Origin of the sequence: Pseudoduganella dura (genome assembly GCF_009727155.1) — a bacterium.
GTDB classification, from domain to species: domain Bacteria; phylum Pseudomonadota; class Gammaproteobacteria; order Burkholderiales; family Burkholderiaceae_D; genus Rugamonas; species Rugamonas dura.
Window position 1 is genome coordinate 2,438,681 of the sequence record NZ_WNWM01000002.1, and the last position, 20,864, is coordinate 2,459,544.

Below are 20,864 nucleotides of genomic sequence, written 5' to 3' on the forward strand. Positions count from 1 at the left end.
ACCGCCCTCATTCACAACAACCACAAGAGTCCAACGATGTCCGCCCCGTCCAGAACGCCCCGCCTGAAACCCCTGACCCTGCTGGTGCTGCAGGCATGTGCCGGCGCCGCCTTCGCCGCGCCCGAGCCGGCACCCGAGCCGGCCTTCCGCACCGAGCCGCCGATCGAAACCGTGTTTGTGCAGGGCCAGGTGCGCCAGGTGCAGAACATCACGCGCAAGGACCTGCAGCAGGCCACGCCCGGCACCAGCCCCCTGAAAACGCTGGAAAAGCTGCCCGGCGTGTCGTTCCAGTCGGCCGACCCGTTCGGCGCCTACGAATGGTCGACGCATATTTCCATCCGGGGTTTCGCGCAGAACCAGCTGGGCTTCACGCTGGACGGCATTCCGCTGGGCGACATGAGCTACCGTAACCACAACGGCCTGCACATCAGCCGCGCCGTCTCGTCGGAAAACATCGGCAGCGTGACGGTCTCGCAGGGTGCCGGCGCCCTGGCCACGGCGTCGACCAGCAACCTGGGCGGCGCGGTGGCGTTCACCACGCGCGGCCCGCAAGATGCCGCCGGCGTGCAGCTGGCGCAAACCTTCGGCACCGAACGCACGTCGCGCACCTTCGTGCGGTACGACACCGGCCTGCTGTCGACCGGCACGAAAGCCTACCTGTCCGCCACGCGCCAGCGCGCCGACAAGTGGAAGGGCGATGGCGGCCAGGACCAGGACCAGTTCAACGCGAAGGTGGAGCAGGAACTGGGCCGGCATGTGGCGAGCGCCTTCTTCAACTATTCCGAGCGCACCGAGACCGATTACCAGGACCTGTCGTTCGATTCCGTGCGCCGCCTCGGCTACGGCTGGGACAACTACGCGCCGGACTGGCACCGCGCCGTCGACGCCGCCAACGGCAACTACACCGGCGGCGTGACCAACCTGGACGATGCCTACTACCTGGGCCGCGGCATCCGTCACGACTGGCTGACGGGCGCGAAGCTGGAACTGAAACCGGCCGACGGCGTGCGCCTCGATACCACCGTGTACGGCCACCGCAACCGCGGCGAGAGCCACTGGTACACGCCGTACACCCCGTCATCCGCCACGGTGCCGATCTCGGTGCGCGCGCAGGAATACGGCATCGAGCGCGTGGGCGTCGTCAGCGACCTGACGTGGGAAATCGGCAACCACACGGTCACGGCCGGCGCCTGGGGCGAGCGCAGCACGCACTCGTGGTCGCGCGCGTTCCACGCCGTGTCCGGCCCGGAAGACACGTCGCACTTCCTCGACAACCCGTTCTCCACCGTGATCGCCCAGCGTTTCACGACGAAGACGCGCCAGTTCTACGTGCAGGACAGCGTGGCGGCCCTGCAGGAGCGCCTGAAGCTGAACTTCGGCTTCAAGAGCACCAGGGCAACCATCGACGGTGACAACGACATCGGCGGCCGCGCCGCCGGCACGCTGGAAGCATCGAAGAAATTCCTGCCGCAGGCCGGCCTGACGTTCGCGGTGACGCCGCAGGCGGAGCTGTTCACGTCGTGGTCGAAGAACCTGCATGCCCACACCGCCGGCGCCGACGGCCCGTTCTCGCAGACGCAGGCGGCATTCGACCTGTCGAAGCGGACGCTGAAGCCGGAAACCTCCACGACGGTGGACCTGGGCGTGCGCGCGAAGAACGGCAATGTGCAGGGCTCCGTCGCCCTCTACGCGGCCGAGTTCGAGGACCGGCAGCTGAACGTGGCCACCTGCACCGGCATCGTCGGCTGCCCCACCACGCTGACCAACGTGGGCAAGGTGGAGACCCGCGGCCTGGAAGCGGCGGTGGACTGGAAACTGGCGCCGCAATGGAAATGGTTCAACTCGTTCACGTACAACCGTTCCGAGTACAAGGATGCGCCGCTGTACTACGAGGGCACGGCCGCGATCGACGTCAACGGCAGGCGCGTGGTCGATGCGCCGCGCGTGCTGTTCAACACCGAGCTGTCGTTCGAGCAGGCCGGCTGGTTCGCCCGCGTCGACGGCAAGTACACGGGCAAGCGCTATTACACGTACCTGAACGACAGTCCGGTGCCGTCGTACTGGATCGCCAATGCGTCGGCCGGCTACAAGCTCGGCGTGGCCGGCCCGTTCAGGGATGCGGCGATCCAGCTGAACGTAACGAACCTGTTCGACAGGAAGTACTTCGCCACGATCGGCACCAACGGCTTCGCCAGTTCCGATCCGTCCGGCACGTTCGCAACGATGCTGGCGGGCGCGCCGCGCGCGGCATTCCTGTCGCTGAGCGGCAAACTGTAATTCACCGGGAGAAACGTCATGACTGCCAAGGTCGCACTGCGCCATGTAACGAAGATCTACCCGCCGGCCCCCGATGCGCCGGCCGGCGGCCGCGCCGCCGCGCTGGACGATGTCTCGCTCGATGTCGCCGACGGCGAAATCTGCGTGCTGATGGGCCTTTCCGGCTGCGGCAAGTCGACGCTGCTGCGGCTGATGAACGGGCTGGTGCCGTCGACCTCGGGCGAAGTCGTCGTCGATGGCCACGACCTCGCCACGCTGTCGGAACGCAAGCTGCAGTACCTGCGGCGCGGCACGATGGCGATGGTGTTCCAGTCGTTCGCGCTGTTCCCGCACCGTAGCGTGATCGACAACGCGGCCTTCGGCCTCGAAATCGCCGGCGTGCCGAAAGCGGAGCGGCACCGCCACGCCGCCGCGGTGCTGGAGCAGGTGGGCCTGGCCGGCAATGCGAACCAGTTCCCGCACCAGCTCTCCGGCGGCATGCGCCAGCGCGTGGGCCTGGCCCGGGCGCTGGCCGTGGACCCGTCGCTGCTGCTGATGGATGAAGCCTTTTCGGCGCTGGACCCGCTGACCCGCCGCGGCATGCAGGACCTGCTGCTGGACCTGCAGGAGCAAAAGCGCCGCACGATCGTGTTCGTGTCGCACGACGTCGACGAAGCGCTGCACCTGGGCGATTCGATCGCCCTGCTCCATGAGGGCAGGCTGCTGCAGCACGGCACGCCGCGCGACCTGATGGTCCGCCCGGCCACCGACCACGTGCGGGCCTTCTTCCGCGGCGTGGACCCGGCGCGGCACCTGCGCGCGGCCGACCTGATCGACCCGGTGGCCGGCTCGTTCGCCGAGGATGCCGGCGTGGCAGCCGACACCGAACTGGGCGAGCTGATGGCGCGGCTGACGCAATCGTCGGTCCCGCTGACGGTGCGCGACGCCAGCGGCATCGCCCTCGGCGCCATCACCACCGCCAGCGCGCTGCGCGTGCTGGCCAGGACCAGGGATGGCCATGCAGGATAAGCTCGGATTGGGCAGTTACATCAACGATGGCGTGCGCTGGCTCGTCGACCACAACGGCGCGCTGTTCGACGTGATCGGCCGGGGCATCGAGTTCTTCACCGGTTCGGTCGAGGCGGCGCTGCAGGCGCTGCCCGCGTGGCTGGTGATCGCGCTGGCGGCCGTGGCGGCATGGCGCCGCGTGTCGTCGGGATTCGCGGTGCTGGCCGTGCTGGCGCTGGGCCTGATCGTAGCGCTGGGTTACTGGCCGCAGACGATGGCCACGCTGGGCCTGACCCTGGCGGCCACCGCCATCAGCCTGCTGCTGGGCGTGCCGCTCGGCATCCTGGCGGCGCGGCATCGCGGCGTGAACGCGGCATTGCGGCCGGTGCTGGACTTCATGCAGACGATGCCGGCGTTCGTCTACCTGATCCCGGCCGTGATGCTGTTCGGCCTGGGCCGCGTGCCCGGCGTGCTGGCCACCGTGGTGTTCGCGATGCCGCCGGCGGTGCGCCTGACCACGATGGGCATCCTGGCCGTGGACCGCGAGCAGCTCGAAGCCGGCCAGGCGTTCGGCGCCAGCCCCTGGCAACTGCTGTTCAAGGTGCAGCTGCCCTTGGCGCTGCCGGCCGTGATGGGCGGCATCAACCAGACGATCATGATGGCGCTGTCGATGGTGATCGTGACGTCGATGGTCGGCGCCGGCGGGCTGGGCGGCGAGGTGCTCAGCAGCATCCAGCAGCTCGACGTGGGGCTCGGCTTCGAGAGCGGCCTGTGCGTGGTGCTGCTGGCGATCGTGCTGGACCGGCTCACCCAGAGCTTCGGCGCCCGGCGCAGCGGATCAGCCGCGCATTGAAGGAGCGCCGGCGACGTGGGGCGGGCCTACTCGTCCGACCACAGCTTGCCGCCGGTGGCCCAGTGCTCGCGCCTGACTTCGTGGATCAGGATGTCGACCGATTCCGGCGTGGCGCCCAGCGTCCTGACGGTGGCTTCCGTGACGGCTTTTACAAAAGCGCGTTTTTCTTCCGGGGTACGGCCTTCGAACAGTTGCACGTTAATGGTCGGCATGGGGATTCCTTTTCGCTGGGGGATGACAAGGGGTTCAGGTACGGTATTGCGGGCTGGCGGCATCCAGGCGGCGCAGCAGCGACGGCCATTCGAGCGCGCCTTCGGGCGAACCGTCGCCCACCAGCTGCGCATGGGCCTTTTCGCACATGGCCGCCGAAGGCTGGCGCAGCGGCACCATGGCCGCCTGCGCGCGCAATTGCACCTCGCAGGCGCGGTCCAGGGTTTCCATCAGCACGAACGCCTCGGCGATGGTGCGGCCCACCGTCATGCTGCCGTGGTTACGCAGCAGCATGGCATGGCGGGCGCCCAGGTTGCGCACCAGGCGCGCCTGCTCGTCCGGCGTCATCTCGATGCCTTCGTAGTCGTGAAAGGCCAGCTCGCCGTGGAAGCGCAGCGCGTACGGCGACAGCGGCAGCAGCCCCGTTTCCTGCATGCCCACGGCGATGCCGGCAACGTTATGCAGGTGCATGACGCAGGCGGCATCCGGGCGCGCCGCATGCACGGCCGCGTGCAGCCGGAAGCCCGACCGGTTCACCGTGTATTGCGGCGGGCCGACGATAGCGCCGCCGCCGTCGACCTTGACCAGGCTCGACGCCCTGACTTCATCGAAGCGCATGCCGAACGGGTTGATCAGGTAATGGCCCGGTTCGCCGGGCACGGCGGCGGAAATATGGGTATAGATGCCGTCGTCCCAGCCGTACAGGGCGCACAGGCGGTAGCAGGCGGCGAGGTCCACGCGGGTTTGCCATTCGGCGGCGGAAGCGATGCCGCGGTGGCCGAGCGCCGCCTGGCCGGGTGTCGATAATCTGTCCATGGCGCCAGCGTAGCAGGCATCGCGGCCGTTGTCATATACCGGGGCGCACGAGAGAAACTACCATCCGGCACATGGATCGGCCCGTGTCAGGGGGCCAGGCACCATGACACGAGCTCAGCAGTGGACCGCCGCCAGCTCCGCCAGCAGCGCGAACGGATAGATGCCGCGGGCGTGGCCATCCGTGAACGCCAGGTTGAGGGCATTGGCGCCGGCCGGTTCGATGGCGGCCAGCCGTACGGCGGGCGATGCCTCGACGGTGCCGCCGGCACGCCGCACGGCGCGGCATGCCGAGCACGGGCAGGCGGCGCGCAACGCGGCGTGCGTGAATTCGTGCGCGCTGCCGTTCTCCCAGCGCACGGCGAGGATGCCGGCGCGGGCGCGATTCTCGATGTGTTCCGGGTTCATGCCGCCGCCTCCGTCTGCTGCAAGGCCAGCCGAGCCGACTTGCGCACTTCCGGGTCGGGATCGTTGGCGGCCTCGCGCAGCGCCGGCAACGCCAGCGGCGACGCGATTTCGCCCAGCGCCAGCGCGGCTTCCTTGCGCAGGTTGCTGATCGTGTGCGTGAGCGCGGCGATCAGCGCCGGCAGCGCGTCGGCACTGCGCAGCCGGCCCAGGCTGCGCGCGGCGCGCAGGCGCACCTGCCAGTAGGGATCGTCCAGCGCGGCGATCAGGGCGGCGGCGGCGCCTTGCAGGCGCAGCTTGCCCAGCGTGGCCGCCGCTTCCTCGCGCACCTGCCAGGCCCCATCCCGCAGTGCGGACAGCAATGCCGGCAGCACGGCATCGTCCGTGGCGCTCCCCAGTGCGCCCACGGCGGCGCGGCGCACGTCGGCATGCGGATCACCGGTAGCCAGCGTGGTCAGCGCCGGCAGCGCTTCGGCATGCTTGAGCCAGCCCAGCACGGAGACGGCTTCGCGCCGCACCAGCGGATCCGCATCGCCCAGTGCCGCCAGTGCCGGGGCCGCCGTCTCCGGGGCCCGCAGTTCCCGCACGGCGCGCAGCGCGGCGGCGCGTACAAAAGCGTCATCGCTGGCGAGGTACGGCAGCAGCGCGATGGCCGACGAGGCCAGCTTCAGTTGCGCCAGGCTTTGCGCGGCGGCGGCGCGCACGTCTTCGTCGTCATCGGCCAGCAGCCGCGCCACGCCGGCCACGCTCTCCGGCGTTTCGAACGCTTCCAGCGCCTGCGCGGCCTCGGCGCGCACGTCGGCCGATGCGTCGCCCAAGGCACCGACCAGCAGCGGCAAATGTTCGTCGCCATCGAAGTCGGCCAGCGCCAGCACGGCGATGCGGCGCACGGTGGCATCCGGCGCGCGCAGCCTGTCGGCGATCTCGGCCAGTTCGGGGTCGTCGTAATCGGTCACTTGTTTGTTTCCTTATGCATGGTTGGATGCGGTGCCGCCGGGGCCGAGGGGGCTCAGCCGATCGAGTGGCACGATGTTCGCGTGCGGGTGCAGCAAGGCCAGGCAATGGCGCTTGTAGGCGGTAAATTGGGGCGAGGTCACCAGCGCCGCGTCGCGCGGGCGGGGGAAATCGAGGCGGATCTCCTCGACGATGCGGCCGGGCCGGGGGCTCATCACCACGATGCGGTCGGCCAGGAACAGCGCCTCGTCGATATCGTGCGTGATGAACACGATGGTCGTTTTTACACGGGTCCACACGGCCAGCAGCAGTTCCTGCATTTTCAGGCGCGTCTGGGCGTCGAGCGCGCCGAACGGTTCGTCCATCAGCATCACGCGCGGGCCGTTGATCAGCACGCGGGCGATTTCCACGCGCTGCTGCATGCCGCCGGAGAGCTGCACCGGGTAACGGTCCTCGAACCCTTCCAGGCCGACCAGCTCCAGCATGTCGCGGGCGCGCCGGTGCCGCTCGGCACGATTGACGCCCTGCATCTTCAGCCCGAACGCCACGTTGTCGAGCACCTTCTTCCACGGGAACAGCGTGTGGTGCTGGAACACCAGGCCGCGGTCCGGGTGCGGCCCGGCCACGGTCTCGCCATCGACGCGGATGGTGCCGCTGCCGGGCTGCCAGTGCCCGGCCAGGCCGCCCAGCAAGGTGGACTTGCCGCAGCCGGACGGCCCCAGCACGCAGACGAATTCGCCGGGGCGGATGTGCAGCGACACATCCTGCACCGCGTCGAAGGCCTGCCTGCCCTGCCCGAGCCGGATCGTCAGGTGTTCGATGTCGATGCCGCCGGGCGCGCCGTCTTGCACGGCGCGCTCTTCGATTGCGGAAAGTTCAGCGATTGATTCGCGGTTCATGATTTCGTCCTTGTCATCAGGTACCACGGCAGGAACAGGTTGCCGATCCTTTTCACCAGCACGCTGCTGCCCATGCCGATGGCGCCGATGAACAGCATGCCCACCACGATCTCGGGATAGTTCTGGATCGTGTACGACGCCCACGTGTAGTAGCCGATGCCGAACTGGCCGGAGATCATCTCCGCCGTCACCAGGCAGAACCAGGCGGTGCCCATGCCGATCGCCAGGCCCGTGACGATGCTGGGCGCGGCGGCCGGCAGGATCACTTCGGCGAAGATGCTCCAGCGCCCCGCCCCGAGGCTGCGGGCCGATGCGACCAGCCGCCCGTCCACGGCTTCCACGCCGTGGATCGTGTTCAGCAGGATCGGGAACAGCGCGCCGATGAAGGTGATGAACACCATCGACGCCTCGGACGACGGGAACATCAGGATCGCCAGCGGAATCCACGCCACCGCGGGAATCGGCCGCAGCACCTCCAGCGGCGGCATCAGCACCTCCTCCACCCAGCGCGAGCGCCCGATGACGAGGCCCAGCACGATGCCGGCCACGGCGGCGCCGGCAAACCCGGCGAATACGCGGTACACGCTGGCCGACAGGTGCTGCGACAGCTTCGGCGATTCGACCAGCTCCCGGGCCGCTTCCACCACCTGCACGGGCGCGGGCACGTTCTGGAATGTGACCAGGCCGAGATCGACCTGCTTCGAGGCGGCCCACTGCCAGGCGGCCACGCATGCGGCCAGCGACAGCAGGCCGACGAGGGCACGGCGCAGCGTGCGGGAATCGGGCAGGCTCATGGCGGCTCCTTCCGGATCAGATCGCGGTGCCGGCCTTCAGCCGGTCGTAGCCGACCACCTGGCCACCGTTCTTCTTCGCCCAGGCATCGGCATCGGCCTTCAGCAGGAACGCGCCCACCTCCTTGCCCTTGACGACGAAGAACGCATCGGCCGCCAGCAGCTTCAGGCCGGACTCCTGGTCATGCACGTACACGGTGCGCACCTTCTTGCCGCCCTGTTCCAGCTTGCGCAGCTCGGCGAAGGCCGTGCCCGCATCCGTGTAGTGGCGCACCAGCGGTTCGCCCTGCACCCAGATCTGCGTGAGCCGCCTGAAATCGGCGATCGGCTTGCCGGTGGCGGCATCCCTGGCATTCAAGGGCAGCTTGGCGTAGTTCTTCAACGCCTTCTCGTAGTCCAGGTTCGACTGCTTGAACGCCGTGCGCAGGTACGAGTCGTCGATGAAGCTGTTGACGTCGATGTCGCTTTCGGTGCGCTTGAGCAGGCGCAGCGTCTCGATCGACGTGGCCACCGCCTGGCGGTATTCCGGCTTCCAGCTGAAATCGCGCGTCTGCAGGCCGACCGGGCCGTGGAACAGGTAATTCACTTCCGCCTCGATGCCGGTGACCTTGGCGATCAGCTCGCTGTATTTTTCCGGCTCGGCGGCGATCAGGCGGTCCGCCTCGAGCGCGGCGCGCAGGTAGGCAACCACGATCTCCGGGTATTTTTTCGCATAGGCCGAATCCACCAGGCTGCCGTGCAGGGTCGGCGCCCTGGCCTGCGAGCCGTCGAAGATCTTGCGGGCGTAGCCGCGATGCGGAAACAGTTCGGCGAACGGCACGAAATCGGCGTGCGCCTCGATCTTGTTGCTCTGCAGCGCGGAGCCGGCGATTTCCGGCGCCTGCGTGGTGATGTTCACATCCTTCTCGGGATCCCAGCCCTGCGCCTTCACGGCGCGCAGCAGCATGCCGTGCGCCGTCGAGGCGAAGGGCACCGAGATGGTCTTGCCCTTCAGCTCCGCCAGTGACTGCACGTTCGAGCCTTTCGGCACGACGATGCCGTTGCCCGAGCCCAGCGTGCTGCCGGACAGCACGGTGATGAAGATGCTCTTCTTGCCGGCTTTCTGGTGCGCCGCGCCGTTGAACGAACCGGGGAAGTCGGCCATCGAGCCGATATCGAGCTTGCCGGCAACCATCTCGTTCGTCAGCGGCGCGCCGGACGTGAAGTTCTTCCACACGATGTCGTATTTCGCATCCTTGTACTTGCCGTCCTTCGGCAGGTACTTGTCGAGCAGGTTCAGTTCGCGGATCAGCAGGCCGCCGGTGGCGCAGTTGATCGTGGTGTCCTGCGTGCCGATGGCGACGCGGATCGTCTCGGCGTTGGTGGTACCGAAGGCAAGCAATAACGAAAGACCGATCAGGTGTCTGGACAATTTCATTTTTTATTCTCCAATGATTGCTGCAAGAGTCAACGCAACAGTCAGCGCAACAGATAAGGGATATCGACATGCACGGCGCCCGTAGGGCAATCCTTCTCGCAGGGCATGCAGTACCAGCATTCGTCGAACTTCATGTAGGCCTTGCCCTTCACCAGGTCGATGGCGAGGACGTCGAGCGGGCACACGTCCACGCAGACGGTGCAGCCCTTGTGGGCGATGCACAGGTCCTCGTCGACGGTGACGGGCACGCTGGTGATGTTGATCGTGGTGGGCATTGCTTCTCCTTCAGGCGGCGATGGGCTCGACCACGCGCAGGCGCTGGTAAGCGGTTTTTTCTTCATCCTGCAGCGGCACGATGTACGGTTCGATCGGCCGCTTGAAGCAGACCATTTCGCCATCCTGCTTCTGCAGCTGCACGTGCACGAACCAGTCCTGGTCGTTGCGCTGCGGGTAGTCGACACGGTTGTGGTACAGGCCCCAGCGGCTCTCGGTGCGGTACAGCGATGCGCGCGCGGCCATTTCGGCGCAGTCGCGGATCGCGTGCACTTCCATCGCGCGCATCAGCTCGTGCGGATTGCGCGCCTGGATGCGGTCGAGGTCCTGCCGGATCGTTTCGAAGCGCTGCAGCCCGATTTCCATTTTCTTCGTAACCTTCGGCGGCTGCAGGTAATCGTTGACCATGCGGCGCAGCTTGTACTCGACCTGGTTCGGCGGCAGGCCGTCCTCGCGCTGCAGCGGCGCCCACACGCGCCGGCGTTCGGCCTCGACCTGCGCTTCGTCCACGGCGGGCAGCTCGTGCGCGGCGCAATACGCCGCCGCGCTTTCGCCGGCCAGCTTGCCGTACACGAACGCCCCCAGCATGTAGTTGTGCGGCACGCACGCCAGGTCGCCGGCGGCATGCAGGCCGGCCACCGTGGTTTGCGCATGTTCGTCCACCCACACGCCAGACGCCGAATGGCCGCTGCACAGGCCGATCTCGGAGATGTGCATCTCCACCATCTGCTGGCGGTAGTCGGTGCCGCGGCCTTCATGGAACCGGCCCCGGCTCGGCCGTTCGTTGGTGTGCAGGATCGTTTCGATCGTCTGGATGGTTTCCTCGGCCAGGTGGTTCAGCTTCAGGAACACGGGGCCGTTGCCGCCCTGCAGCTCGTTATAGAATTCCTGCATCATCTGGCCGCTCCAGTAATCGCATTCGATGAAGCGTTCTTCTTTCGCGTTCGTGGTGTGGCCGCCGAACGGGCCGGTCACGTAGGCGCACGATGGCCCGTTGTAGTCCTTGATCAGGGGGTTGATCTGGAAGCATTCGATGCCCGACAGCTCGGCGCCCGCGTGGTACGCCATGCTGTAGCCGTCGCCCGCATTGGTCGGGTTCTCGTAGGTACCGAACAGGTAGCCGGATGCCGGCAGCCCCAGCCGCCCGGCGGCGCCGGTGGCCAGCACCACGGATCTGGCGCGGATCACGTGGAAGTCCGCCGTGCGGCAGTCGAAGGCCATGGCGCCCGCGATGCTGCCGTCTTCCGCCAGCAGCAGGCGCGTGGCCACGAGCCGGTTGGTGATCTCCACGCGGGTGCGCTTCAGGCGCCGGTACAGCACCTTCTTGATGTCGTGCCCTTCGGGCATCGGCAGCACATAGGTGCCCATGTGGTGCACCTTGCGCATCGCGTAGTCGCCCGTTTCATCCTTCTCGAAACGCACGCCCCAGCGGTCCAGTTCCTCGATCATCGCGTAGCTGTTTTGCGCGTAGGCCATCACGGTTTTCTGGTTGACGATGCCGTCGTTGGCGACCGTGATCTCCTTGACGTATTGCTCTGGCGTGGCGAAGCCCGGCACCACGGCGTTGTTCAGGCCATCCATGCCCATCGAGACCGCGCCGCTGCGCTTGACGTTGGCCTTTTCCAGCAGCAGCACGCGCAGCGCGGGGTTGGCTTCCTTGGCCTTCACGGCCGCCATCGGCCCGGCGGTGCCGCCGCCGATGACGAGCACGTCGACAGTCTGTACATGCGTTTCCATAAGTTTCCCCATTCAGTTGCCGGCCCGGTTGCCGGCTCGATTGCAAGCTCGGTTGCTTGCTCAGTTGCCAGTTGCGTTGGAGCGCTGGCCGGTGCGGCGCGGCAGGCGCAGGGTGTACTGGAACGCATCGCCGCGCACGTACAGGTATTCGAAATCGAGCGGCACGCCGTCGACGGTCCAGGTGAGGCGTTCGATGCGCAGCAGCGCGGTGCCGACCGGCACCGACAGCGCTTTCGCCAGTTGCGGGTCGGCGCTGACGGCGCCGATCTGGATATCGGCATGGGACAGCAGCAGTCCGTAATCCGTTTCCAGGATCAGGAAGATGTCGCGTTCGGCCAGGTTCTCGCCGCGCAGGCGGTCGCCGATGCGGGTCGGCAGGTACGTCACTTCATACGAGACCGGTTCGTCGTCCACGTGGCGCACGCGGACGATCTCGGTGACCTTCGCGGTTTCCGGCAGGTGCAGCTGGCTGGCCACGTGGGCTTCCACCGGCACCGTCACGTGGCTGAGCACGCGGTTGATGACGGTATGCCCGCGGCGCGACATCGCCTCGCCGAAGCCTTCCAGCCGCGCCAGGTCCTGGCTCGGCCGGGGCTGGGCCACGAAGGTGCCCTTGCCGGGCACCTTGACGATCAGGCCTTCGTTCTGCAGGTCGGCCAGCGCCTGGCGCACGGTGATGCGGCTGACGGAAAAGATGGCGCTGATCTCGCTTTCGGCCGGCAGGCGCGATTCGGGTTCATAGGTGCCGTCGACGATCCGCTCGCGCAGGCGTTCGCGTACCTGCGAGTACAGCGGCGCGGCGGAGGTTTCGAGAGCCCGGAAATGAGTCATGGATGTTGTCCTTGCATGCTGGTATGTCCTGTCATGACAGGTGATGACGATGCAAAGATGGTATCGATGCGGTCCGCGCGTGGGAACGAATCGTTTTGTTATTGCTAATGCGGGAAGCGCCTCAGGCGCCGGGCGCATATCGATATGCGCCAGGTACCCGGGCTCCCCGGCGCGCCGGCCGCTATGATGCAATACCGACAACGATGGGAGCGGCAATGGGATTCAAACTGTTCATGGTGGGCGCAACCCGCAAGCCGGGCTGCTTCGGCGCGCCGGGCGAGAACGACCGGGCCGGGGCCGCCGCCCTGGCGCGGCAGCTCACCATGAACGACCATGTTTACGTGGGTGAGGTGCCGCTGTCGGAAACGTTGTATCCGCGTAACGGCGAGCTGTTCGTCGGCGCCTATGCCGATGGCGTGCTGGTCAGCCATGCCGGCATGGCCGGGCTCCTCGTCGACAACGGCGATGCGCGCCCCCCGCGCGGCGTGCGCGCAGATGCCAGGCAGACGCTGCTTGGACTTGCTCCGGGCGGCGAGGTGCTGGCCATGGTGCTGCACAGCGTCGTCGATTTGTGGGGGTTCGCTTCGTATGCGGACGGCGATCTCCGCCGCATGGCCGCCGGCTCGGCCGATGACGGCGTGTTCATCGACACGGGCACGCCCCTGCCCGAGGAACGGCCGATGCTGGCCGGCGCCACCCTCGCCCGGCTCGATGAGGAAGGCGAAGGAGAAGAACTGGTATTGGCCGTGTCGGCGCGCCTGTTCGGCCGCGGCATCGACGCGCTGGAGAAGCCTGGTGCGATGCTGAGCCACTACCGCCGGCCGCCACGGGGGCCGGTCGCGGCACTGAAAAAGCTGTTCGGGCGCTGAGTCGGTCTTTGGGGCCGCACGGGAAGCCGCCATGCCAGCCACGATGGCAGGGGCGCGCCCTCCTCCAATGAGGCGCCGCCGGCGACCCGTGCGGGGAATGCCATGCGAAGCGCCGCGGCGCAGAATGGCTTCATCCAACAACGATGAAGGAGCACACCATGAGCCTTGCGATTGCCGTCACCACGCGGGACCACGCCCTGGGCCCGGCCGATGCGCCGGTCACCCTCGTCGAATACGGCGACTTCCAATGCCCTTACTGCGGCGCGGCATACGGCGAACTGAAACAGGTGCGGGCCAGCCTGGGCGGCGCGCTGCGCTTCGTGTTCCGGCACATGCCGCTGGCGGCGATCCATCCGATGGCGGAACTGGCGGCCGAAGCGGCCGAAGCGGCCGCGGAACAGGGCAAGTTCTGGCCGATGCACGACGCACTGTACGAAAACCAGCGCCAGCTCAGCCCCGCGCTGGTCTCCGCGCTGGCCACGCGGCTCGGCCTCGACATGGCGCGCTTCACGGCGGACCTGCGCAGCCGGCGCTATGCGGAGAAGATACAACAGGACATCGCCGGCGCCGAGCGCAGCGGCGTGCAGGGCACGCCTGCGTTCTTCATCGACGGTCGGCACTACAACGGCTCTTACGATGCCGAGACGCTGACGGAGGAACTGCGCGCGGTTGCCGGCGCACGGGCTGCCTGAGCCGGCATCGCCTACCGTTCCGCCCTGCCCTGCGCGGCCGCGCCCACCAGCCAATCCCGCAGCGCCACCGCGGCCGGGCGCAGCACGGCCTGCCTGTGATGCACCACGTAGTAGCCCTTCGCCATCGGCAGGCGCAGGCCGAACGGTTCGCACAGCGAGCCGTCGCGGATCTCGTTTTCCGTGAGGATGGCGCTGCCCAGTACCACCCCCTGCCCGTGCCGTGCCGCTTCGATGGCAAGCAGGCCCTGGTCGAAATGCTGGCTGGGCAGCGCATCGATCTGCCGCGCCGAGAGCGTGCTGAAGCGCCGCAGCCATTCCAGCCAGTGCGGGTGCAGCGTGGTGTGCAGCAGGGTGGCGCGCAGCAGGTCGTCCGGCTTTTCCAGCCGGTGCTGCCTGGCATAGGCCGGCGAACAGTAAACACGGATCTCGTCGGCGCACAGCAGGTCGGCGTGCAACGCCGGATCGTTGCCGTCGAAATGGCGGATGGACAGGTCGATCCGCTCGCGCTCGAAGTCGGCCAGCGCCGCGGTGGCGCCCAGGTGCAGCGAAACGCCGGGATGCAGCGCCAGGAATCCCGCCATGCGGGGCGCGAACCATTTCGCCGCCAGCGTGGGCGGCATCGACAGCCATACCTCGTTGCCCTGGCGCAGCCGCAGCCCGTCGCTGGCGTGCAGGATGCGCACCAGCGCCGGCTGGATCTCCGCCCAGTAATCGACCGCCTCGGCGGTGGGCCGCACCTGCCGTACCTGCCGGATGAACAGCGCGCAGCCCAGCCACGCTTCCAGCTTCTGGATCTGCTGGCCCACGGCGCCCGGCGTGACGTGCAGCTCCGCGGCGGCGAGCGAGAAGCTTCCATGCCGCATGGCGGCATCGAAGACCAGTAGCGACTTGATCGGCAGGGGTGCGGGCATGGTGCAGATATTCTATGCCATGGTGAAAATCTTATCGTTTGCCGGCCCGTTTCCCCTTCCGGATAATGTTCCATTCAACCGATGAAAGGAACGATCATGCGCATCCACCGCACAACCGGCCGCCGGCCTTTCCCCGCCGCTGCCCGGCACGGCGCCATGGGAGCGCGGCCATGAAGGCGGCGGGCGGCACGACCGGGGGCGCGCGCAGCCCCTGGGTCTTCGTGCTCGTCGCTGCGGCCATCCTGATGGTGACGATGGGCACGCGCCAGTCGATGGGACTGTTTCTTTCGCCGCTGAATACGCACACGGGGCTCGGCGTCGCCACCATCAGCTTCGCCATGGCGATCGCGCAGCTGGTATGGGGCGCCGTGCAGCCGGTGTTCGGCGCCGTGGCGGACCGCTGGGGGCCCGGCCGCGTGATCGTGCTGGGCGCCGTGCTGCTCGCCGCCGGCTCGGCGCTGACCACGCAGGTGACGGGCGAATGGGGGCTGATCTTCGCCATCGGTTTGCTGAGCGCGGCGGGCGCGGGGGCGGGCAGCTTCTCGATCCTGATCGGCGCCACCGCCAAGCACATTCCCGCGGAACGCCGCTCGTTCGCCGGCGGCGTGATCAACGCGGGCGGCAGCGCGGGGCAGTTCGTCTTCGCGCCGCTGAACCAGGCCGTGATGTCGGCCTTCGGCTGGATGCAGGCGATGTGGATGATGGCGGCAGTGGCGCTCACCACGATTCCCATGGCATGGTGGCTGCGCGACAGGCCGGTCGCGGCCACCGCCGCCCCGGCAGCCGATACCGGCATGACGCTGCGGCGGCAGCTGAAGCTCGCGGTTCGCGACCGGAGCTACTGGTGCCTGCATGCCGGGTTTTTCACCTGCGGCTTCCATATCGCCTTCCTGGTCACGCACTTGCCGGGCGAAGTGAACCTGTGCGGCCTGGGCGCGAGCGTGGCATCCACGTCGCTGGCGATCATCGGGCTGGCCAACGTGGCCGGCAGCCTGGCCGCGGGCGCGCTGGGCAACCGGGTGCGCATGAAGATGATCCTGTTCTGGATGTATGCCTCGCGCGCCGCCGCGATCCTGGTCTACCTGGCCGCGCCGAAGGAACCGGTAACCTTCTATCTCTTCGCCGCGGTGCTCGGCGCCACATGGCTGGCCACGGTGCCGCCGACCGCCGGCATCACCGCGAAGCTGTTCGGCACCCGCTACCTCGCCACGCTGTTCGGGCTAACCTTGCTGAGCCACCAGGTCGGCGGCTTCTTCGGCGCCTGGCTGGGCGGCGTGGCGGTGGTGGCGACCGGCGACTATTCATGGATATGGTGGGCCGATGCCGCGCTGGCCCTGGCGGCCGCGCTGGTCAACCTGCCGATCAGGGAAGAGCGGCCGGCCGCGCGGCTGGCTGCCGCCTGAAGCGCGCTGCCGCCGGCATGTGCCAGATGCAGCGCGCCTGGCCAGGCCGGGCATCATGACGCCTCGGCCTCCGTGCGGGCGGCCGCCTCCAGTTCCCGCACGCGGGCGCGCAGCGCGCGTTCCTCGCTCCAGCGCGCGGTATCGTCGCGCACCACGGCGATGACCGACGCCACTTCCCCGGCAGGGGTGTAAAGCATCGCCACGGTGAAGGCGATCGACAGCGGCTTGCCTTCCTTGTGCAGCGCCGGCACCCGCAGCAGGTCGTTGCCGTAGCGGGTTTCGCCGGTAGACGCGGTCTTGTGATAACCGTCCCAGTGGCGCTGCCGCTGGCGCTCCGGAATGATCAGGTCGAGCGACTGGCCGAGCGCGTCGTTCGCCGTAAAACCGAAGATGCGCGTGGCGGCGTCGTTCCAGAACGTGATGGCGCCCGCCGCGTCGCAGACGATGACGCCGTCGCCGATGCCGCGCACGAGTTGTTCGAAATCGATCCCGGTGGTCATGTGGGCTCCTTTGAAAAATGCGCACCCGCTTGTGACGGGTGCGCCAACGGGAAGAACACGAAATTCGCCCCCGGGGTCAGACGACGCGCTGTTCGTGGAGCGCCGCGATCTGATTCTGGCTGTAGCCGAGCGATTCGAGGATCTCGTCGGTGTGCTCGCCCAGCAGCGGCGATCCCTTGATTTCCACCTTCAGGTCGGAGAACTTGATCGGGCTGCCCACGGTCAGGTACTTGCCGCGCTCCTTGTGCTCCACTTCGGCGATGGTGCCGCTGGCACGCAGCGAGGGATCGTTGGCGATCTCCTTCATCGACAGCACCGGCGAGCAGGGGATGTCGAACTTGCGCAGCACGTCCACCGCCTCGAACTTGGTCTTGTCCTTGAGCCATTCCTCGATGGTGCCGAAGATGGCGAAGATCTTGTCCTGGCGCGCCTGGGCCGTCATGTAGGCGGGATCGTCGATCCACTCTTCCTTGCCGATCGCCTTGCAGATCGGCGCCCAGGCATGGCCCTGGATGGTGAAGTAGATATACGCGTTCGGATCGGTTTCCCAGCCCTTGCACTTGAGCACCCAGCCCGGCTGGCCGCCGCCGCCGGCATTGCCGCCGCGCGGCACCACGTCCGAGAAGGTACCGTGCGGGTACTGCGGATATTCCTCGAGGTAGCCCACGCGGTCGAGCCGCTGCTGGTCGCGCAGCTTGACGCGGCACAGATTGAGCACGCTGTCCTGCATCGACACGGCAACCTTCTGGCCCCGCCCGGTCACGTCGCGCGAGCGCAGCGCCGTCAGGATGCCGATCGCCAGGTGCATGCCCGTATTGCTGTCGCCCAGCGCGGCGGCGCTGACGGTCGGCGGGCCGTCGTCGAAGCCCGTGGTCGATGCCGCGCCGCCGGCGCACTGCGCCACGTTCTCGTACACCTTCAGGTCTTCATAGTGGTGGCCGTCGCTGAACCCTTTCACGGATGCCACGATCATGCCCGGATTCAGCTCGCGGATATGCTCCCAGGTAAAACCCATCCGGTCCAGCGCGCCGGGGCCGAAATTTTCCACCAGCACGTCGGATTCCTTGATCAGCTTCGTCAGGATTTCCTTGCCGTCGGCGGTCTTGGTATCGAGCGTCAGCGAGCGCTTGTTACTGTTCAACATCGTGAAATACAGCGCGTCGACGCCGGGGATGTCGCGCAGCTGCGAGCGCGTCACGTCGCCCGCGCCGGGCCGCTCCACCTTGATGACGTCGGCGCCGAACCAGGCCAGCATCTGGGTGCAGGCGGGGCCTGCCTGGACGTGTGTGAAGTCGATGATCTTGATGCCTTCCAGTGGCTTGCTCATGGTGCAGTCTCCTTGGTTTGTTGGTAACTGAGGTCGTAGCGGGGCCCCGCGCCGGCAGCGGTGCTGCCGGCGTCGTGGAAAATCGAACGTGGTGGCCTTGCTTGGTGGCGTTACATGGCGGCGTTACTTCTTCGCGGCGCTCTGCGGATTCAGGTTCGTCAGGCGCCCGCTTTCGGTACCGGCGGTTTCGTCGATGACCGCGTTGATCAGCGCCGGCTTGCCCGCGGCGATCGCCCCGGCCAGGGCGCGCGCCAGTTCTTCCGGCGTGGTGGCGTGGTAGCCGATGCCGCCGAACGCCTCGATCATCTTGTCGTAGCGGGCGTTCTTGACGAACACGGTGGGCGCGACATCCTTGCCGCCGGTGGGATTGACGTCCGTGCCGCGGTACACGCCGTTGTTGTTGAAGACGATCGTCGTCACCGGCAGTTCGTAGCGGCAGATCGTTTCGAGCTCCATGCCGGAAAAGCCGAACGCGCTGTCGCCCTCGATCGCCACCACCGGCTTGCCGCTGGTGACGGCCGCGCCGACCGCGAAGCCCATGCCGATGCCCATGATGCCCCACGTACCGGAGTCGAAGCGCTTGCGCGGCTGGTACTGGTCGATGATGCTGCGCGCGAAATCGAGCGTGTTGGCGCCTTCGTTGACCAGGTTGATGTCCGGATGGTCCTTCAGCACGTCGCGGATGGCGCGCAGCGCGCTGTGGAAGTTCATCGGCACCGGGTTCCTGTCCAGCAGCGCGGCCATCTTCGCCTGGTTCTGTTCCTTGCGCTGGGCGATGGCGCCGAGCCATTCGCCATCCGGCTGTTCGAGGCCCGCGCCGTCGAGGCCCGCCAGCAGCGCGCCGACACAGGAACCGATGTCGCCGATCAGCGGCGCGGCGATCGCCACGTTGCTGTCGATTTCGGTGGGCGCGATATCGATCTGCACGAACTGCTTGGGCTTGCCCCAGGTCTTGCCCTTGCCGTGCGACAGCAACCAGTTCAGGCGCGCGCCGACCAGCACCACCACATCCGCCTCGGCCAGCACGAAGGAGCGGGCCGCCGAAGCCGATTGCGCATGCGTATCGGGCAGCAGGCCCTTGGCCATCGACATCGGCAGGTAGGGAATGCCGGTGCGTTCGACGAAGGCGCGGATGTCGGCATCGGCCTGCGCGTAGGCGGCGCCCTTGCCGAGCAGGATCAGCGGCCGCTTCGCGCCCTTCAACAATGCCAGTGCGCGCTCGACCGAATCGGGCGCGGGAAGCTGGCGCGGCGCGGCATCGACGACCTTGATCAGCGAACGCTTCGCATGCCCCGCTTCGATCGTCTGCGCCAGCAGCTGCGCCGGCAGGTCGAGGTACACGCCGCCCGGCCGCCCGGACACGGCGGCGCGGATTGCCCGCGCGATGCCCACGCCGATGTCTTCCGCCTTCAGCACGCGGAACGCGGCCTTGGCGTGCGGACGGGCGATGTTCAGCTGGTCCATCTCCTCGTAGTCGCCCTGCTGCAGGTCAACGATCTCGCGCTCGCTGGAGCCGGAAATCAGGATCATCGGGAAGCAGTTCGTGGTGGCGTTCGCCAGCGCCGTCAGGCCGTTCAGGAAGCCGGGCGCGGAAACGGTCAGGCAGATGCCCGGCTTCTTCGTCATGTAGCCGGCGATGGCGGCCGCGTTGCCGGCGTTCTGCTCGTGGCGGAAGCCGATGAAGCGCATGCCCTCGGCCTGGGCCAGGCGGGCGAGATCCGTGATCGGTATCCCGACCAGGCCGAAAATCGTGTCGATGTCGTTGTGCTTGAGCGCGTCGATCACGAGGTGGAAGCCGTCGGTGACTTCTACCGATACGTTATGGGTCATGATTGTCTCCGGTTATTTTCGAGGTGCCTGTCGGTTCAGGCGACCTGGCCAGCCGATTCGCCCTGGAACCATCATAGCCAGCGCCTTCCATTCAAATCATTGACCGCGGTCAAGATTCACCGCATGATGTCCATCTCTGCATGTTGGCCGGTTCGCCATGACGCTCATCGCAAATCACCCGGAACGAAACATCATTCGCGCGCAGCTGAAGCAGAACGTCATCCTGAAGGAATTACGTGACAGCGAGATGGCCGCCCTGGAGCCTTACCTGACGGTGACCAATCACCAGAAGGGCGACCTGCTCCTCAACCAGGGCGTGTACGACATGCAGCAGTACTTCATCCTCGATGGCATCCTCAAGCGGCAGGTGACCAACCACGAGGCGAAGGAAATGATCCTGCGCTTTTCGTCGGAACGCGATATCGAAACGAGCTACGCGGCGTGGTGCCTGAAAACGCCGACGCCCTACAGCATCGTGTGCATGACGAAGGCGCGCGTGGCCAGCATGCCGCTGACGCAGTGGGTGGATTTCCTGCAGAGCCACAGCGTGGTGAAGCAGGCCTTCGAGTACGAGGTGATGAACCTGATGAGCGGCATCATGGCGCACACGATCACGCTGCACCTGCTCGATGCGCCGGGGCGCGTGCACCGCTTCATGCGCAAATTCCCCGAGCTGTTCGAGCGCCTGCCGAAAAAGGAACTGGCCTACTACCTGAACCTGTCGCCCGAAACGCTGAGCCGTTTGAAGCACCAGGGAAAAATCTGAAAAGCAACAGTTTTTCAGGAGCAATCGAGAAATTTATTTGCCTTATTTTTGGGCGTTTTTTCATAGACAGTCATTCATAAATTGAATGACAGATATGGCTGCCGTCAATTGGACCGGGG

At 67.1% G+C, this 20,864-nt stretch carries 21 protein-coding genes; 7 read left to right on the forward strand and 14 right to left on the reverse strand.

What is annotated here, in order from left to right; all coding sequences use genetic code 11:
* The first annotated feature begins 36 nt into the window (after window positions 1-36).
* Genes GJV26_RS10700 through GJV26_RS10710 form a run of 3 tightly spaced genes read left to right on the forward strand, consistent with a single transcriptional unit; the run spans window position 37 to window position 4,117 of the window.
* Window positions 37-2,277 (forward strand): TonB-dependent receptor, encoded by a 2,241-nt coding sequence (locus GJV26_RS10700; protein ID WP_155708803.1) that lies wholly within the window; start codon window positions 37-39, stop codon window positions 2,275-2,277.
* An 18-nt stretch (window positions 2,278-2,295) separates the two neighbouring features.
* Complete coding sequence (locus GJV26_RS10705) at window positions 2,296-3,285, forward strand: ATP-binding cassette domain-containing protein (protein ID WP_155708804.1); 990 nt, start codon at window positions 2,296-2,298, stop codon at window positions 3,283-3,285.
* Window positions 3,275-4,117, forward strand: coding sequence for an ABC transporter permease (locus GJV26_RS10710; protein WP_155712385.1), 843 nt, complete (start codon window positions 3,275-3,277; stop codon window positions 4,115-4,117). The genes GJV26_RS10705 and GJV26_RS10710 overlap by 11 nt, the downstream gene beginning before the upstream one ends.
* Before the next feature lie 26 nt (window positions 4,118-4,143).
* Here the strand turns inward: GJV26_RS10710 and GJV26_RS10715 are convergent, their stop codons facing one another.
* The 10 genes from GJV26_RS10715 to GJV26_RS10760 form a co-directional block, all read right to left on the reverse strand.
* Complete coding sequence (locus tag GJV26_RS10715; protein ID WP_155708805.1) at window positions 4,144-4,329, reverse strand: 4-oxalocrotonate tautomerase; 186 nt, start codon at window positions 4,327-4,329, stop codon at window positions 4,144-4,146.
* Between the two features lie 34 nt (window positions 4,330-4,363).
* A complete protein-coding gene (locus tag GJV26_RS10720) occupies window positions 4,364-5,143 on the reverse strand; it encodes a class II aldolase/adducin family protein (RefSeq protein ID WP_155708806.1) in 780 nt (259 codons plus the stop codon).
* 114 nt (window positions 5,144-5,257) lie between these two features.
* Window positions 5,258-5,548, reverse strand: coding sequence for a DUF971 domain-containing protein (locus tag GJV26_RS10725; RefSeq protein WP_155708807.1), 291 nt, complete (start codon window positions 5,546-5,548; stop codon window positions 5,258-5,260).
* The gene (locus GJV26_RS10730) at window positions 5,545-6,501 is read right to left on the reverse strand and encodes a HEAT repeat domain-containing protein (protein ID WP_189441798.1); all 957 of its coding nucleotides are present in this window, start codon (window positions 6,499-6,501) and stop codon (window positions 5,545-5,547) included. The genes GJV26_RS10725 and GJV26_RS10730 overlap by 4 nt, the downstream gene beginning before the upstream one ends.
* A 12-nt stretch (window positions 6,502-6,513) precedes the next feature.
* A complete protein-coding gene (locus GJV26_RS10735) occupies window positions 6,514-7,398 on the reverse strand; it encodes an ABC transporter ATP-binding protein (protein WP_155708808.1) in 885 nt (294 codons plus the stop codon).
* On the reverse strand, window positions 7,395-8,192 hold the full coding sequence (locus tag GJV26_RS10740) for an ABC transporter permease (RefSeq protein WP_155708809.1): 798 nt from the start codon (window positions 8,190-8,192) through the stop codon (window positions 7,395-7,397). Before GJV26_RS10740 ends, GJV26_RS10735 begins: the two co-directional genes overlap by 4 nt.
* A 16-nt stretch (window positions 8,193-8,208) precedes the next feature.
* Entirely contained in the window at window positions 8,209-9,606 is a 1,398-nt protein-coding gene (locus GJV26_RS10745; RefSeq protein WP_155708810.1) for an ABC transporter substrate-binding protein, read from the reverse strand.
* 41 nt (window positions 9,607-9,647) lie between these two features.
* Window positions 9,648-9,881: a 4Fe-4S dicluster domain-containing protein gene (locus GJV26_RS10750; protein ID WP_155708811.1), complete on the reverse strand. Its 234-nt coding sequence runs from the start codon at window positions 9,879-9,881 to the stop codon at window positions 9,648-9,650.
* 10 nt (window positions 9,882-9,891) lie between these two features.
* Window positions 9,892-11,616, reverse strand: a complete 1,725-nt coding sequence (locus GJV26_RS10755; protein WP_155708812.1) for a fumarate reductase/succinate dehydrogenase flavoprotein subunit — start codon at window positions 11,614-11,616, stop codon at window positions 9,892-9,894.
* 60 nt (window positions 11,617-11,676) lie between these two features.
* Window positions 11,677-12,447: a GntR family transcriptional regulator gene (locus GJV26_RS10760; protein ID WP_155708813.1), complete on the reverse strand. Its 771-nt coding sequence runs from the start codon at window positions 12,445-12,447 to the stop codon at window positions 11,677-11,679.
* Window positions 12,448-12,662: 215 nt separating this feature from the next.
* Between GJV26_RS10760 and GJV26_RS10765 the strand changes: the two genes are divergently transcribed.
* Window positions 12,663-13,316: a DUF6928 family protein gene (locus GJV26_RS10765; protein WP_155708814.1), complete on the forward strand. Its 654-nt coding sequence runs from the start codon at window positions 12,663-12,665 to the stop codon at window positions 13,314-13,316.
* A gap of 158 nt (window positions 13,317-13,474) precedes the next feature.
* A complete protein-coding gene (locus GJV26_RS10770; protein ID WP_216643125.1) occupies window positions 13,475-14,008 on the forward strand; it encodes a DsbA family protein in 534 nt (177 codons plus the stop codon).
* An 11-nt stretch (window positions 14,009-14,019) separates the two neighbouring features.
* Here GJV26_RS10770 and GJV26_RS10775 read toward each other — a convergent pair whose 3' ends face one another.
* Entirely contained in the window at window positions 14,020-14,919 is a 900-nt protein-coding gene (locus GJV26_RS10775; RefSeq protein ID WP_155708816.1) for a LysR substrate-binding domain-containing protein, read from the reverse strand.
* 170 nt (window positions 14,920-15,089) lie between these two features.
* Here GJV26_RS10775 and GJV26_RS10780 point away from each other — a divergent pair, with 170 nt between their 5' ends.
* Window positions 15,090-16,322: an MFS transporter gene (locus GJV26_RS10780; RefSeq protein ID WP_155708817.1), complete on the forward strand. Its 1,233-nt coding sequence runs from the start codon at window positions 15,090-15,092 to the stop codon at window positions 16,320-16,322.
* Window positions 16,323-16,375: 53 nt separating this feature from the next.
* On the opposite strand, the gene GJV26_RS10785 is transcribed toward GJV26_RS10780, so the two are convergent.
* The 3 genes from GJV26_RS10785 to oxc all read right to left on the reverse strand — a co-directional run bounded on the left by GJV26_RS10785 (window position 16,376) and on the right by oxc (window position 19,979).
* A complete protein-coding gene (locus tag GJV26_RS10785) occupies window positions 16,376-16,822 on the reverse strand; it encodes a PAS domain-containing protein (protein ID WP_155708818.1) in 447 nt (148 codons plus the stop codon).
* Between the two features lie 76 nt (window positions 16,823-16,898).
* Entirely contained in the window at window positions 16,899-18,149 is a 1,251-nt protein-coding gene (gene frc / locus GJV26_RS10790) for a formyl-CoA transferase (protein ID WP_155708819.1), read from the reverse strand.
* A 123-nt stretch (window positions 18,150-18,272) separates the two neighbouring features.
* A complete protein-coding gene (gene oxc, locus GJV26_RS10795; RefSeq protein WP_155708820.1) occupies window positions 18,273-19,979 on the reverse strand; it encodes an oxalyl-CoA decarboxylase in 1,707 nt (568 codons plus the stop codon).
* A gap of 157 nt (window positions 19,980-20,136) precedes the next feature.
* Between oxc and GJV26_RS10800 the strand changes: the two genes are divergently transcribed.
* Window positions 20,137-20,745, forward strand: a complete 609-nt coding sequence (locus tag GJV26_RS10800; RefSeq protein WP_155708821.1) for a Crp/Fnr family transcriptional regulator — start codon at window positions 20,137-20,139, stop codon at window positions 20,743-20,745.
* The last annotated feature ends 119 nt before the right edge of the window (window positions 20,746-20,864 follow it).

Excerpts from the sequence above, each read along its gene's own strand:
- GJV26_RS10700 (WP_155708803.1), top strand. The coding sequence starts at position 37 with ATGTCCGCCCCGTCCAGAACGCCCCGCCTGAAACCCCTGACCCTGCTG.
- GJV26_RS10705 (WP_155708804.1), top strand. The coding sequence starts at position 2,296 with ATGACTGCCAAGGTCGCACTGCGCCATGTAACGAAGATCTACCCGCCG.
- GJV26_RS10710 (WP_155712385.1), top strand. The coding sequence starts at position 3,275 with ATGCAGGATAAGCTCGGATTGGGCAGTTACATCAACGATGGCGTGCGC.
- GJV26_RS10715 (WP_155708805.1), bottom strand. The coding sequence starts at position 4,329 with ATGCCGACCATTAACGTGCAACTGTTCGAAGGCCGTACCCCGGAAGAA.
- GJV26_RS10720 (WP_155708806.1), bottom strand. The coding sequence starts at position 5,143 with ATGGACAGATTATCGACACCCGGCCAGGCGGCGCTCGGCCACCGCGGC.
- GJV26_RS10725 (WP_155708807.1), bottom strand. The coding sequence starts at position 5,548 with ATGAACCCGGAACACATCGAGAATCGCGCCCGCGCCGGCATCCTCGCC.
- GJV26_RS10735 (WP_155708808.1), bottom strand. The coding sequence starts at position 7,398 with ATGAACCGCGAATCAATCGCTGAACTTTCCGCAATCGAAGAGCGCGCC.
- GJV26_RS10740 (WP_155708809.1), bottom strand. The coding sequence starts at position 8,192 with ATGAGCCTGCCCGATTCCCGCACGCTGCGCCGTGCCCTCGTCGGCCTG.
- GJV26_RS10745 (WP_155708810.1), bottom strand. The coding sequence starts at position 9,606 with ATGAAATTGTCCAGACACCTGATCGGTCTTTCGTTATTGCTTGCCTTC.
- GJV26_RS10750 (WP_155708811.1), bottom strand. The coding sequence starts at position 9,881 with ATGCCCACCACGATCAACATCACCAGCGTGCCCGTCACCGTCGACGAG.
- GJV26_RS10755 (WP_155708812.1), bottom strand. The coding sequence starts at position 11,616 with ATGGAAACGCATGTACAGACTGTCGACGTGCTCGTCATCGGCGGCGGC.
- GJV26_RS10760 (WP_155708813.1), bottom strand. The coding sequence starts at position 12,447 with ATGACTCATTTCCGGGCTCTCGAAACCTCCGCCGCGCCGCTGTACTCG.
- GJV26_RS10765 (WP_155708814.1), top strand. The coding sequence starts at position 12,663 with ATGGGATTCAAACTGTTCATGGTGGGCGCAACCCGCAAGCCGGGCTGC.
- GJV26_RS10770 (WP_216643125.1), top strand. The coding sequence starts at position 13,475 with ATGAGCCTTGCGATTGCCGTCACCACGCGGGACCACGCCCTGGGCCCG.
- GJV26_RS10775 (WP_155708816.1), bottom strand. The coding sequence starts at position 14,919 with ATGCCCGCACCCCTGCCGATCAAGTCGCTACTGGTCTTCGATGCCGCC.
- GJV26_RS10780 (WP_155708817.1), top strand. The coding sequence starts at position 15,090 with ATGAAGGCGGCGGGCGGCACGACCGGGGGCGCGCGCAGCCCCTGGGTC.
- GJV26_RS10785 (WP_155708818.1), bottom strand. The coding sequence starts at position 16,822 with ATGACCACCGGGATCGATTTCGAACAACTCGTGCGCGGCATCGGCGAC.
- frc (WP_155708819.1), bottom strand. The coding sequence starts at position 18,149 with ATGAGCAAGCCACTGGAAGGCATCAAGATCATCGACTTCACACACGTC.
- oxc (WP_155708820.1), bottom strand. The coding sequence starts at position 19,979 with ATGACCCATAACGTATCGGTAGAAGTCACCGACGGCTTCCACCTCGTG.
- GJV26_RS10800 (WP_155708821.1), top strand. The coding sequence starts at position 20,137 with ATGACGCTCATCGCAAATCACCCGGAACGAAACATCATTCGCGCGCAG.